Annotated in this window: 12 protein-coding genes; 4 read left to right on the forward strand and 8 right to left on the reverse strand. The window is 40.1% G+C overall.

The features are described from left to right. Positions 1-6: 6 nt before the first annotated feature. The 6 genes from Q7674_RS06275 to Q7674_RS06300 all read right to left on the reverse strand — a co-directional run bounded on the left by Q7674_RS06275 (position 7) and on the right by Q7674_RS06300 (position 8,109). Positions 7-786, reverse strand: coding sequence for an ABC transporter permease (locus Q7674_RS06275; RefSeq protein ID WP_237156749.1), 780 nt, complete (start codon positions 784-786; stop codon positions 7-9). Beyond that, positions 786-1,448, reverse strand: coding sequence for an ABC transporter ATP-binding protein (locus tag Q7674_RS06280; protein WP_045064235.1), 663 nt, complete (start codon positions 1,446-1,448; stop codon positions 786-788). Before Q7674_RS06280 ends, Q7674_RS06275 begins: the two co-directional genes overlap by 1 nt. A gap of 199 nt (positions 1,449-1,647) precedes the next feature. After that, a complete protein-coding gene (gene cspE / locus Q7674_RS06285) occupies positions 1,648-1,857 on the reverse strand; it encodes a transcription antiterminator/RNA stability regulator CspE (RefSeq protein WP_008989725.1) in 210 nt (69 codons plus the stop codon). 443 nt (positions 1,858-2,300) lie between these two features. Further along, positions 2,301-4,289, reverse strand: a complete 1,989-nt coding sequence (locus tag Q7674_RS06290; protein WP_045064237.1) for a bifunctional metallophosphatase/5'-nucleotidase — start codon at positions 4,287-4,289, stop codon at positions 2,301-2,303. Between the two features lie 191 nt (positions 4,290-4,480). Further along, positions 4,481-5,887, reverse strand: coding sequence for a cytochrome-c peroxidase (locus tag Q7674_RS06295; protein ID WP_305422103.1), 1,407 nt, complete (start codon positions 5,885-5,887; stop codon positions 4,481-4,483). A 380-nt stretch (positions 5,888-6,267) separates the two neighbouring features. Next, a complete protein-coding gene (locus Q7674_RS06300) occupies positions 6,268-8,109 on the reverse strand; it encodes a hybrid-cluster NAD(P)-dependent oxidoreductase (RefSeq protein ID WP_305422105.1) in 1,842 nt (613 codons plus the stop codon). Positions 8,110-8,529: 420 nt separating this feature from the next. On the opposite strand from Q7674_RS06300, the gene Q7674_RS06305 reads away from it, so the two are divergent. Continuing rightward, positions 8,530-8,958: a cytochrome b/b6 domain-containing protein gene (locus tag Q7674_RS06305; protein WP_369526305.1), complete on the forward strand. Its 429-nt coding sequence runs from the start codon at positions 8,530-8,532 to the stop codon at positions 8,956-8,958. A 349-nt stretch (positions 8,959-9,307) separates the two neighbouring features. Here Q7674_RS06305 and Q7674_RS06310 read toward each other — a convergent pair whose 3' ends face one another. Further along, entirely contained in the window at positions 9,308-10,072 is a 765-nt protein-coding gene (locus Q7674_RS06310) for a TerC family protein (protein ID WP_305422107.1), read from the reverse strand. 277 nt (positions 10,073-10,349) lie between these two features. Here Q7674_RS06310 and Q7674_RS06315 point away from each other — a divergent pair, with 277 nt between their 5' ends. Together Q7674_RS06315 and mltC are read left to right on the forward strand one after the other, a co-directional pair. After that, positions 10,350-10,538: a hypothetical protein gene (locus tag Q7674_RS06315; RefSeq protein WP_237156750.1), complete on the forward strand. Its 189-nt coding sequence runs from the start codon at positions 10,350-10,352 to the stop codon at positions 10,536-10,538. 192 nt (positions 10,539-10,730) lie between these two features. Continuing rightward, entirely contained in the window at positions 10,731-11,867 is a 1,137-nt protein-coding gene (mltC, locus tag Q7674_RS06320; protein WP_008989732.1) for a membrane-bound lytic murein transglycosylase MltC, read from the forward strand. 90 nt (positions 11,868-11,957) lie between these two features. Here mltC and murQ read toward each other — a convergent pair whose 3' ends face one another. Then, positions 11,958-12,857, reverse strand: coding sequence for an N-acetylmuramic acid 6-phosphate etherase (gene murQ, locus Q7674_RS06325; protein ID WP_045064242.1), 900 nt, complete (start codon positions 12,855-12,857; stop codon positions 11,958-11,960). 157 nt (positions 12,858-13,014) lie between these two features. Between murQ and Q7674_RS06330 the strand changes: the two genes are divergently transcribed. Beyond that, on the forward strand, positions 13,015-13,818 hold the full coding sequence (locus Q7674_RS06330) for a MurR/RpiR family transcriptional regulator (protein WP_045064243.1): 804 nt from the start codon (positions 13,015-13,017) through the stop codon (positions 13,816-13,818). Positions 13,819-14,011: the final 193 nt, after the last annotated feature.

The raw sequence follows: 14,011 nt of genomic DNA on the forward strand, positions 1-14,011 counted from the left end.
AAAGATTTAGCGTACTTCCCCATACGCATTAAAGGTCACTCGTCTTACAATACTTAACGTTGTTGCCACTGAAATCACCCCTGAAATAAAAATCGCCACCATGATCACTAACTGGTATTTCACCGCAACTAATGGCTCAGCCCCTCCGAGGATCTGACCTGTCATCATCCCAGGTAAACTAACAATGCCTAAAGTCGTCATTGCTGCTAATTGTGGCGTTAACGCTGATTTTACCGCAGTTTGAATAAAAGGAAGCGCAGGATCAGGAGCACCAAGAGAAAGGTAATATTGATATTCACTGTGATTTTCTTTGAGTAAGCTACCCCATCGAGACAAAGCTAATACATTCGCCATTAAGCTATTGCCAAGCAACATACCAGCGATTGGAATCATATATTGCGCTTGCCACCAAGGTTCTACTTGGATCACACCTATCAACATCACAGGTAAAGCTACGATGAGTGCTGTAAATTGACCGACGCTCACCGCTAGTAACACTCGCTTTAAATTGACCTCTGCACGTTTACAAATGGTATAGCTCGCAACTAACGCCATGATAGAAAGCCATACGATATTAATCACGACACTTTGCAAACCAAACAAGGTGTGTAAATAAATACCGACAACTGAAAGCTGCAAGGTCATACGTAACACTGAATTAATCAGAGTACGATTTAACCCTAGTTTCCAACGCTGAAATAAAAATATCGGGATCAACAGCAACAGATAAAAACCAGCCATCGCTATCCACTGAATATCTAAGGTGCTATTCACTGACTCTGACATCACATATTTTCCTTATCCAATAACATGGTATGGATCTGAGACGCTTTGGAAAGCCAAACAGGATCATGTGATACAGAAACACAAATGATTGATAGCTCAGACAGCAATTGGATAATTCGATCTCGCCCAGCAGGATCAAGTGCGGATGTGGGCTCATCCATCAACCACACATTACGATGCATTAATATGCCTCTGGCGATGGCTACACGCTGCTTTTCGCCCCCTGAAAGGGTATCAATAGACTTATCCAATAACACCGTAATACCCGCTTGTGATAAAGCAGATAAACACAGCTTATCGCTAGGTACAGGCAAATGAGTAATAGCTCTTAAACGCCAAGGAAGATGTAAGACATCACGTACACATTCTCCGCCCATCACTGCTTGTTGTGGAAAGTAACAAATGTTTTGACGCCAAAAGTTTAATGCTTTTACTTCAATCAATTGTTTATTGAAGGTAACAGTACCCAACTGAGGTGCTTTAAGTCCGGCAATCACTTGTAGCAAGCTGCTCTTACCACAACCAGAAACACCAGATATCGCAAGGTGTTGCCCTTGTTTTATACAAGCAGAAAGCGAGGAATCACTATGCGCTTCAAAGCCTGAGCGTAATTGATTAAAGACTAATGTATCAATTTGATCTTGAGATGATTCTGATTGCATCCATTGCACCCAAAATACTGAAAACGAATGTTAAGTGTATTGAAGCAAGATAGCTGACTCAAACAGTTTTCGCTCGAAATAAAATGGCGAAATGTGAAATAGGATATGGTGGAGATTCTTAGATACGTAACGCTGAATCACAGATACAAAAATGCCGACATAATGTCGGCATTTTTTAAACTTTTAACGTAAAAAAGAATTAAGCTTTTTCAACGTTAGCAGCTTGAGGACCTTTTTGACCTTGCTCGATGTCAAAAGAAACTTTTTGACCTTCAGCTAGAGTCTTGAAGCCTTCGCCAGTGATAGCACGGAAGTGAACGAATACGTCAGCGCCGCCGTTGTCTTGAGTGATGAAACCGAAACCTTTCTCTTCGTTAAACCACTTAACGATACCAGTTGCTTTAGACATGATAGTCTCCAAAATTTTTTAAATAATTCGCAAAATTGCGTATGTAGCCAGAAAAAGAATTATTTACGTTATAGCTTATGAGTGGAAAGCTTCATGACACTGGTAAAGCGTTACAGCGAAGGTTTTCTAAAACATAATGTTACATATAAATAGGTCTGACTTACAGGCCGAGGACTATAGTAATGAAATTGAGCCGATTGTATAGCTTTATTTTTCAAATAATTAATATTTTATATTACAAAGCAATAAAACCCCATTTAATCAATAAGTTAATAAGATACTTATATTCTTAATATTCTATTAATATATGGCTTTTAGCCCAAATATCAGAATTTAACTTTTGTTGAATTGGATCAATTTTATTTGAAAGCGTAAATAAGCGCTTTTAACGATCTCAACAATCATCAAAAAGCGTTTAATTTATTACATGCCTACGATAAAATTTATGGCTGTGTACGGTTTAATGTCACTACTTCATAACCAAGTGGCACAAGATGCTGACGGCTTTGATCGATGTAATCAATCACCGCTTGCGCGTCAGTATTACAACGTGTGTTTGCGGCCTTACAGTTAGGCGCTTTACCACCTTGGTAGTTAACCTTATATTTATCGCCGACTTTATCAATATTCTTCACTTTAAAGCCCGTTAGCTTACCATCAACGTAAACCACATCAACACGACCAGAGTGATCTTTCTGCGCTTGGTACAATGGTGTCCAATTATCGTTACCTGTCGCGTTATAGTTATTGATCGCAACATTGTAAGTTTTATTGTCTTGAATTGGCGTCCATACAGGGTGTTTTTCTGTCCCTGTCATTACTTCCACTTTACCAAGTTTGCCCGCTTTATGTGGTGTCGTCTCTGTGTAGCTATAGCGAATATGACCACCGTATGGGAATTTACCTGCGTGAGCCCCTTCAGGCAGTGTTGCGGTAACCGCTTCTTGCAATAAGTCTTTAATCACTGAACCTTTTACAGGCACCACTGACATGTAATTAGCAAATGGTAACAACTCTAGCGATACATTACCTTCACGGTACTCTCCCGCTTCAATGTTAGTACGAATACCGCCAGCACCAATCAGCGAAAAGTCTACTTTCATGCCTGTCACTTTCTGTACTTGTGGTTCATTTGCCCAGTAGTACTGACCTTCTGCGACAATCGGCGCAACATCTGAACCATGCTTATCGGTCCCACGATCACCAGGACGACGCTCATGTTTAATTTCTACAGGTACTTGTGCGATGGTTTTACCGTAAGCTTTATCAACCGCTGGCTTGTATTTAGTATCAATACGTTGACGTAGTAACGCATCTTCATCGGTAATGGTGATTTTGTCATGATTATCGATGAACTTTTCCACTGTCGCTGTTTCTACAGGGCTGAACATGTCAGTCTTTTTACGATCTGCATGATGATAGAACTCGTCGTTACTCAGTAATGTATTATGACCTGCGCATGTCACTACATCGCCTTTAGCATCAAATTTTACGTTTACACGACCAATGGCTTGAGCATATTCACCAGCCTGTACCACACAAGTTTCTGTTTTGCCGTTCGGGTTCTTCACCATTTGGGCATAAATACCGTTATTGTTTAAACCTAGATCGGTAAAATCACCCAATAATGTGTGAGAGTGACCACCAACAATTAAATCAATACCATTTACTTTCGAAGCCACATCAAGATCAACGGCATTACCAATATGGGTTAGTGCAATGATGTTATCAATGCCTTTACTTTGCAGCATATCAACCGTTGCCTGTGCGGTTTTCACCATGTCGTTAAACTTCACATCCCCAGTATTAGGTGCAATGTTTGGCATGTTATCCAATGCTAATCCAAATACAGCAACAAGGTTTTTATCTTTAGGTAAATGGTTAATGTCTTTAACCACTGTTTTCTGATTGCCATCAAAGGCAAAGATTTGGTAAGGGTGAAGATTGGTTTGATTTTTTAAATCAGCATCTTGGCTAACATCGACATTAGCAGCAAGGACTGGGAAATTTACGCTACTGATAAAGGCATTCAGTTTTTTATTATTTAAATCAAATTCGTGATTACCTAACGCCATCGCATCTAAGCCCATTTTGCTTAGCATATCGGCATTCATTGCACCTTGATTAAGCTTGAAGTAAGCACTGCCTTGCCATGCATCGCCACCATGTAAGAACAATAAGCTTTGATTGTCTTTCTTGGCTTCGGCTTTATATTCTTTCGCCATGGTTTGTAAGCGAGGATAGCCACCAAATTCGTTATAAACTTTGGTACCGTCAGCTTTAAAGCTCGATTTAACAGGATCAAAATTAGAGTGGGTATCGTTAATATGCGCGACGGTCAGTGAAAAAGGTTGGTGCTGAACACTAGGTGCTGTTGCACAACCAGCGAGAGCGATAGCAACAGATATTGCAATGAGTGGCTTAGTAAACATTCTGAATCCTTACAACTTTGTGATTTAATCGTTTGCGCGAAGAGGATACTCCTTATTTAATTCTATTTCATTATTGATTTTCGATTTTTTATTCTTCTATCGAATCATTCTATTTAATTTATCAATACAATAAAAAACGGCTTCTGCTCTTTAACAATATAGAGACAGAAGCCGTTCTTATTCTTTACTTTTTATTTCAGTGGCTTACCTTGATACTCACCAGTTAAGGTTTTCAAGTAAGCGGTGATCTTATCAATGTCGCTTTGACTTAACTTCACGCCAACTTGGTATAACGCCATATCATCGACCGCTTGCTCTAGCGTTTTCGCGCTTGCATCATGGAAGTAAGGAGCCGTTAGTGCCACGTTACGTAAAGTTGGCACTTTAAATCGATGCATGTCGTTTTGATCTTTCGTGACATTAAAACGACCATTATCAACTTCAGTTATATGACCACGGTCGCCAAAGTAATCGTCTTTTAGACCCATCACTTCGAATGACAAACCACCCATTGCTTGACCAGTGTGACAAGTTTGACACTTGTTCGCTTTGAACAACGCATAACCTTCTTGCTCTTCTTGAGTTAAGGCTGTTTTATCGCCTTTTAAGAACTTATCGAAGCGGCTATTTGGGGTTACTAGCGTTTTTTCAAACTCGGCAATCGCATCAGTAATGCTGTACTCACTGATCCCCTGTTTAGGATAAAGCGAATCGAATTGTGCTTTTAGTGCTGAATCTTTATCAAGCTTATCGATAATGTGTTGCCAAGAGCCTGCACCCATTTCAATTGGGTTCATTGGAGGACCACCTACTTGCTCTTGCAGATCTTTCGCTCGACCATCCCAGAACTGGTGAATATTAAACACCGAGTTAAATACTGTTGGTGCGTTAATTGGACCTTTCGCACCATTAATACCCGTTGATGTATCTAAATGATCAACACCACCTTTGGTTAAGCTATGACAGGTTGAACACGCCACTGTGTTATTACCTGATAAACGCTTATCGTGGTAAAGCTCTTCACCTAATTTAACTTTGGCGTCATTAACTTTAAAAGTCGTTGAAATAGGCTGCACCGCATCATATTTAAATTCTGGTACAACTTCAGAGTCAGCATAATATTTACTGCGTTCTTGCTTAACCCAATTTAGCAATATATCTGTTTCTTGCTGCGATAAATCCGAACGCCAGTGCATCAGTAAATATTGTTTAGGTGGCATCGCGCCATCGTTTAATACTGACTCCAATTTCGCTAGTTCAACTTCAGAAATAGGTTTATTTTGTTGAACCTGCTCCATTAACGCTGAAATATTAAATTGGCGAAGTGCCTGTTTAACATCATGTTCCATCAGCTGTTTTGCCACTGGCATATTAGCGTAAAACGGCATTTCACTATTTGTAGTGTGACAGTACTGACAGCCTTTTTGGTTAAAAATCTTAAAAGCTTGCTGAGAAAGAGGATCTGCTTTAACCAAATTAGCTTGAGAAAGATATTTTTGATGAAGGGTTTTATCGCCCTGATCAACAGCATATACCGTGGCTAAATAACCAACGACACCTGCACCGATTGCGCATGCAATCAACGATGATTTTTTCATAAATAGACCTAAGAGAAATATTTACAAAGAAAAATAATCGCTCCTAATTAATATATCCAAACGGAAAAAGTGGATATTGTCATAGACTAATCCGATAAAACATTTTTAAAACAATATTTATTGTATATTTCTCTTTAATATCATAGCAATAAATAAGGTTGTTAATAAAACATTAAAAACACATCAAATATTAACCTCTTGTTTTATTGTTTTAGATCAATAAATGAAATTGTTTATATTCTACGCTTTTTTATTCTTTTTAATCTAACTGGTTAAATATCACCTAATTTATAAATATAACTATCAATAACAATATATTAGCGTTATCAATAAAAAAGGCCATGTGAACCATCACATAGCCTTATATCTCATCTCTGTCGTTATTTTATAATGGTTAAATCATTTTTAGGTACACAACAACACGCTAATACTTTTCCTTGTTCACGATCTTGTTGTGACAACGCAGGTACATCAGGTTGCTCAACGTCCCCTGACACAAGCGTTACTTTACAGGCACCACAAAAACCTGCTCGGCAACTGTAGTCCATTGCAATGCCCGCATTCTCTGCTTGCTCTAACAAGGTTGCTTGGTTATTACCTTGGAATACTTGCCCATCAATCGACAATTCCACTGCTTTCTTTTCTTGCTGAGTATGACGCACAGGACCAAACGCTTCTTGATGATAACGCGAAGCAGACATTCCCATATTAAGTAACAGCTTTTTCGCCGAAGCCATAAAAGCATCTGGGCCACATACAAATACCTGACGCTTATCTAGATCACTCATCATGGCTAAATGTCCAATGCTCAATCGCCCTGATTCACCTTGCCAATCACGTTTTGGCTGACTGAGAACAATACGTAAGTCTAACGATGGGTGTTTTTCCTCTAGCGCATGCAACTCTTCTAAGCATGGAATATCTGCTTCGGTACGACATTGGTGGTAAAACACCACATCACGCACTCGGTCGTTATCTGATAAATAACGCAGCATTGAAAGCATTGGTGTGACACCACTACCTACTGATAACAACAGCAGTTTGTCGGTATGTACACCAAGATGGAAATCACCACTAGGCGAATCCGCCACCAGCGTGTCACCAACTTGAAAATGTTCATGCAACCAGTTAGACACACGTCCATCATCGACACGTTTAACTGAAATCGCATAGCGCCCAGGACGTGATGGACTGGAAGACAAGGTATAACGACGAGAAATATATTCGCCATTAACTTCTAGTTGGATAGGCAAATGTTGCCCCGGTAAATAAGTCGGTAACGCTAGGTTATCTTGATGAGATTCAAGCCAGAAGGTTGTGAAATCTTGCGCTATATCTTCACGCTCAACGCAAGTAAGCTGTAGCTTCACATCACAGTTATCGGCATAGTTCTCTTTCGGCTTGGTTTCTAATACTTCGATTTCATCACCCACCGTGATGATCCCTTCATTAAGCGCCACAAGATTCTGACCGAAATAAACATTCCCCGTTTCATCAGCGCGGAATTTTGCCATAGTTACTAATGGCTCTTTATGCTCACTGAAAGTAGCAGATTTAGGATCGATTGTGGTTAGAATGCAGCGAGCACAAGGTTTCACCGCTTCAAATTCAACCTCACCAATACGAATGCGCTTCCAACCATCTTCGGCAAAGGCTTCCGTATTGCTAACCACTAAGTTGGTTCTAAATTGATCCATTGTGTGATGTTCACTACTTCGCTCATTAAGCGCCTGTAGCGAGGCTTCACTGATCACCAATAACGGATAACCATCGGCAAAACTGACATTTTGTTGGATTTTAGGACGTACACGGTTAGATTGCTCACCCGTAAATAACAACTGTACCGACTCACCGATAATATCACTAAACCATGCATTAGCTTGCTCTGTAGTGGTGTAAGCGATAAATGTATCAGCCCACACCGTTGAAGATGTATCCTGCATTAAAAAATCTTTATATTTCAATGATAGATGTGATTTATCACCGTAACTTAATACTAAACCATCCGCGAATAATGCCGCTTTCACTTTCACCATCTGCGGATATTTTCGTGCCGTAACCATATCACCAGAAGGCTTGGCAACCATAAATCGGCGATCGAATGCCATGCCTTGCTTTTCAACCCATGCTTGAGATTGACTAATACCTGCAATGGATTTAACCGGAAAAACATTTAGTTGGGATAATTTAGGTGTTCCTGATGAGCTCACAACATTCTCCATTATAATTTGTTTTAGCCGCACTAGTTTAACTTATGATTAACAGTTACAAAGTACAAATAACGCATTTATTACATTGATATTTTTACACGCTAAAAATGCATATTTACATTACCTGATTTTATCGTTCTGAAATCTGTCTATTTTTTTCTCTTGTGCTAAATTCCGCTTATATACCCATAAGCCTAAAAATGCAGGCTTTAACATAAGTTACCTCAAGGCGACTCAGGTATTTCTTAACTCACTGTGTTTGGCACTTAATTGCTAAGGATTTACTATGCCACTTCTTCATTCATTTTGGCGCTACATCAAACATTATTTCCCAAACACTGGATTGCGCCATATTCATACCTCATTAGCGACCTTAGTTATCCTACAGATCTTAAACAGTAACTTTATGCACATGACCCACACCGGTATGAAATCGAAGGCGGTGTTTTCTCTACCCTCTTCTTATGGGTACATATCATTCTTGGCATACTGACAGTTGTCGTTACGCTGGCAATGATTAGCTATATGTTAGTTAAACAATCATTCCGCCAGTTCTTTCCTTACCTATTTGGCGACAATGCTATTTTACTCGATGATTTAAAACAGCTACGTCACGGTAAATTACCGGAGCCACGAGAAAAAGGCTTAGGTAACATTATTCAAGGTTTAGGTATTGGGGCGTTGATCTTAATTGAAGCTGCAGCATTAGTATGGCTTGCGCTATGGTTAAACCACTCACCTTATGCTAACGATGTGCGAGAAATCCATAAATCGCTAACAGGTCTAATTGAAGTGTATTTGATTGGTCATGGTGGTATGGCACTGCTTCACTTCTTTATTGAACGTAAGAAGTTCGCTTAATTTTAAATACCCGTATATACCCAAGCGACTTCAAGATGCCTGATTCAGAGCGAAGTCACTGAGTTGAATTCAAGGAAGGCAACGAAGCGGAATAGCGAGCTCTTTCCAAGTTGTCTGACGCAAGAAGTCGGCTCAGTGACTCGCTCCCAAAGGGCGAGCGTCCTTAGCTCTCAGACTTTGTTAACGATTCTCAATGTAGAACCACTATATCTTCGAATCGTTGCCGCGCCTGAGAACTAAGGTCGTCTCGCTGAACACTGCATCTTGAAGTTGCTTGGGTATAAACAAAAAGCAGAGCCTATTAAGCTCTGCTTTTCTGTATTTGAACTGTTGGTATTAACGTTTATCGTTATTTCACTTTTACAGCCCAACCACATTGTTGTAGGTAGATTCGACGAAACACTTTCTGATTGCGCTTCTTCAATAAGATATGACAAGTTTCGATTAATAAACCAAACGCCATAGCAAAATACACATATCCCTTATTGAAATGGATCTCAAAACCTTCTGCCATCAACATTGCACCTAACATTACAAGGAATAGCAATGCTAAGGTTTTAAAGCCAGGGTAACGAGAAACATAATCGTTGATCTTCTCAGCACACAGCACCATCACAACAGCTGATGCCAATATAGCTGCTACCATCAATGGTACTTCGCTTGTCATGCCTACCGCTGTGATCACCGAGTCCATCGAGAACACCGCATCAACGGCAACAATCTGCAATAAGACTAAAGCGATACCTGCGCGAACTTTACTTGCTTCTTGATGATGATCATCAGAGAAACACATCCATAGTTCTTTTAAACTTTTCGCTAACAAGAATGCACCACCACCAATCATGATCAAATCACGGCCCGAGAACGGAGCCCTGGCGATAGAGAATAATGGTTGCGTTAGTGACATTACCCAGCTGATCGAGAATACCAGACCGATACGCGCAGCAACAGCCAATGCAATACCTAGGTTTCGCGCCAATTTACGTTGATGTTCAGGTAATCGTTCACAAAGCACAGAGATGAAAACAATATTATCCACGCCTAATACCACTTCAAGGGCAAATAAGGTGGCAAATATCATCATCGCTTCAGGTTGAAGGAAAAGATCTAACATTGAATAGACTCCTTATTTAAGGAGTTCAGGAATAGAGAACAACTCGAGGGGTCGTCCATATGTATTTTATACCTCATGTAATTTAAGTAGCGCTATTCAATCATAACGCTTAATAATCACAATCAAGATTATGTAACCAGATGTAACGAATTAATTATCGCATCAATCATTTTTAGCTATATCTTTCAAGTAAATCATTAGATAAATGAATAATATTGAAATACACCTCTCAAAATGTAAACTCACAGTTTTACTTTAGACTACATTAATAAGAATAATGAAAAATAAATCTCTTTTATTTGCTGTTTTAGTAAGCGTATTTTCAACCTCGATCCAAGCAAAAGATCTCGTAGATACTTTAAATTCTGTAGATAATGGTCTTCAGAAACTGCAAAACAGTATTCAAGAATCTAAGCGTCAAATTAGAGAACGAAAAGAGCGTCGTGAGCGCATCGAAAATGCGTGAGACAATTTAAAAGACGACGATTATGTTGAAAAGCGTTGGGATAGTTATGTCGATCAACAAGCACGTGAACGTAAGCAACGTGCAGAACAACGTAAACGTCGATTTGTCGATAAATTAACGTCAGATCTTAATAGCGCTATTCGAGATGCTACCAATACTCACTAATCGCATATTGCCGCATAAAGGAAAATCATGAAAAAAGCTTGGCTCATTATGATCGCTGGTTTAATTGCCACAGGATGTTCATCCTCAAGCCAACCCGAGTGTATCTATAACTGCACTCCCACTTACCCTAATAACGGTAATAACAATCATGGCGGTGGCATCAATACTGGTAATATGACTAATGAGCAAGCGATTAAAGCATTAATGGCTTACCTTGCAACCCAAGCGAAAAAACAATGGGGTGATGATGAATTTCTTCAAGCAGGTAAACACCGTTATGTGAAGTATTTCGATGGCTATCGTACGCGTGCACACATTGATTTTGATAGCGGCAAAATTTACGTTTCCACTGTTGCTCAATACGCACCAGAAGCCACGCTAAAAAAAGCAATTGAAGAAACCTTGCTGATGCCAGCCGATCCTTCTCAGGTTGATTTATTCAGTGATAAGTCCATTCCACTGAACGGTAAGCCTTTCCTACTTGGGCAAGTTAAAGATCATGATAACCAAGATATTCAATGGCCGTGGCGTGCTGGACGTTTCGCAGATTATTTAATTGAAAATAAGCTACGCACCAAACCACTCAAACGTGGCACCGCTTACTACGTTGAAATAGATATGGTGAGCGATCACCTTGAGCAACGTGAATACCAATATGCTGATTTAATTAAGCGTGCTTCTCGCCAATACGGTATTTCAGAAGATCTGATCTATGCAGTGGTAAAAACAGAAAGTAGCTTTAACCCGTTTGCTGTCAGCCACGCTGGGGCTTATGGTTTGATGCAGGTTATTCCAAAAACAGCGGGGGCTGATGTCTTTAAACTGGTGAAGAACAAACCGGGGATACCGACCAAAGACTACCTGTTTGATCCGGCTAACAACATTGATACGGGTACAGCGTATTTGCACATTTTACAAACCCGCTATTTAAGGGATGTGCGAAATCCAACCACTAAGCATTACAGTATGATTTCCGCTTATAACAGTGGTACAGGTGGCGTGTTATCAACCTTTGATTCAGATAGACAGCGCGCAATGGATAAGCTCAATCAATTACAACCGAATCAAGCCTATTGGGCGCTCACGAATAAGCATCCCAAACTTGAAGCTCGTCGTTATCTTGAAAAAGTACTCAATTTCCAAAAAGAATTTCAGTCACTTTAATCTCTATATACCCAAGCGACTTCAAGTTAGTAGGTTATAAAACAAAGCCCTATCATCGACCATCGAGATAGGGCTTTGTGTTTTGTATCATTAAGCTTGGATCGCTTGGCGTGTAAAACCGTTATTTTTCGCTAATAAGTCTGCGGCTGTTTGAGCATCTACACCTGCAAGGATCATTACAATCGCTGTTTTACAGTGACCATTACATTGAGTAAGTGCTTGCTCTGCTTCTTCACGGCTACATTCAGTTGCTTGCATCACAATGTTTTTCTGACGTTCAACCAATTTGGCGTTGGTCGCTTCAACATCCACCATTAAATTGCCATACACTTTACCGACACGGATCATGGCTCCCGTTGTCAGCATATTTAGTACTAACTTTTGTGCTGTGCCTGCTTTCATGCGCGAAGAACCCGTTACGACTTCAGCGCCCACCACAGGGGTGATCGCCACATCAGCCAGTGCTGCCATTGGGCTTTGTGGATTACAGCTAATGCAAGCGACCATCGCGTTTTGTGATTTTGCATATTCCATTGCCCCCATGACATAAGGTGTACGACCACTGGCAACAATACCAACTAACACATCTTTTTCAGTAAAATTAAGATCAATCAGATCTTGCGCACCCATTTCACGATTATCTTCTGCGTTTTCAACCGCTTTTAAAATTGCTTGATGACCACCAGCAATTAAGCCGACCACTTGCTCTGGCTTGCTACCGTAAGTAGGTGGACACTCACTTGCATCTAAAATACCTAAACGGCCAGATGTGCCAGCGCCTGCATAAATTAAACGCCCACCTTGCTGAAATGCTATCGCAATCGCATCAACTACTTGAGCAATTTCAGGTAACACCTGCTCTACCGCGAGTGCGACTTTTTTATCTTCATTATTGATCACCTGTAACATATCTACTGTCGATAACATATCGATATTTTGGCTAGCAGTATTGCGGCTTTCAGTGACTAATTGGGTAAGATCAATCTTCAAGGTTTCGTCCTAGTTTTTATTCATTCTTTATCAATCATAATCAACAAGCATATCAGGCTCTAGCTTCTTGCATACAATTAACATAACACAATAAATATCACGGTAATTAAGCGTGGATCAGGCTATTATCAAAGCAAATGTTTGAACTGTTATTACCATGACTGCACTTGATAAAATCGCCAGCCTACAATCACAATTCTCCCCTAACGGTCAAAAGATTGCGATCTTTGTATTAGCGCAGCCTGAATTGGTGGTGTCGCTTTCTTCTCAAGAATTGGCAACTGCGGCGAATGTCAGCCAATCAAGTATTGTGAAGTTTACCCAGCGAGTTGGGTTTAAAGGCTTTCCCGCTTTCAAAATGGCAATCAGTGAGGAGTTAGCTCGCCATAATACCATTGGTGGCAACGTGCTTAACCAATTGCCTACTCAACCAGAGACTAATAATACGCTTGCTAGTAGTTTAAGCAAAATGGCACAGCAAAAAGCCAATGCGATCATCGATACCACTAAGGCGATAGATGTTGATTTACTTGAGAAAATCGCATCAAGATTAAAATCAGCCACCCGCATTCAGTTAATTGGACTTGGCTCAAATGCATTAGTAGCTCATGATTTTAATGACAAATTACTTTCGTTAGGGCTACCTGTGATCCACAGTGCAGATCCATCACTACAAAGCACTATCGCTCATACGCTAACAGAGCAAGATGTGCTTTTTATCCTTAGCAATAATAGTGAACATCAAACATTACAGTTGGCGTCCCATGCAGCTAAACTTCACGGTGCTACTATCGTTGTGATCACCACGCCTGATGATTTGCCATTAACCAGCCTTGCTGATTTAACCTTGCTGATGCACTGCGAGCCATCGCTACATAGAATCGTCAATCAGCCTTTTACCCTCCACCTTGCAGCACAGCAAACCTTAACCGATATTCTTTGCCTCGCAATACAAGAGTAGCGCCTGTCGATAATTTACTTTTTGTTACCATTATCCACAGCGTTCATGGAACCCTGTTTTTGATATACTGTCAGACTATAAAAATTTGGCATAAAACATTATTTTGCTAGTTATTTGCAGCACCGACTGACACAGACGTTTCAAAAGAAGCGATCACATGCTGCTACACTCATTACCGAAAAAAGAAGTCTGG

The sequence above is a fragment of the Photobacterium leiognathi genome (assembly GCF_030685535.1).
In the GTDB taxonomy this organism is placed as follows: domain Bacteria; phylum Pseudomonadota; class Gammaproteobacteria; order Enterobacterales; family Vibrionaceae; genus Photobacterium; species Photobacterium leiognathi.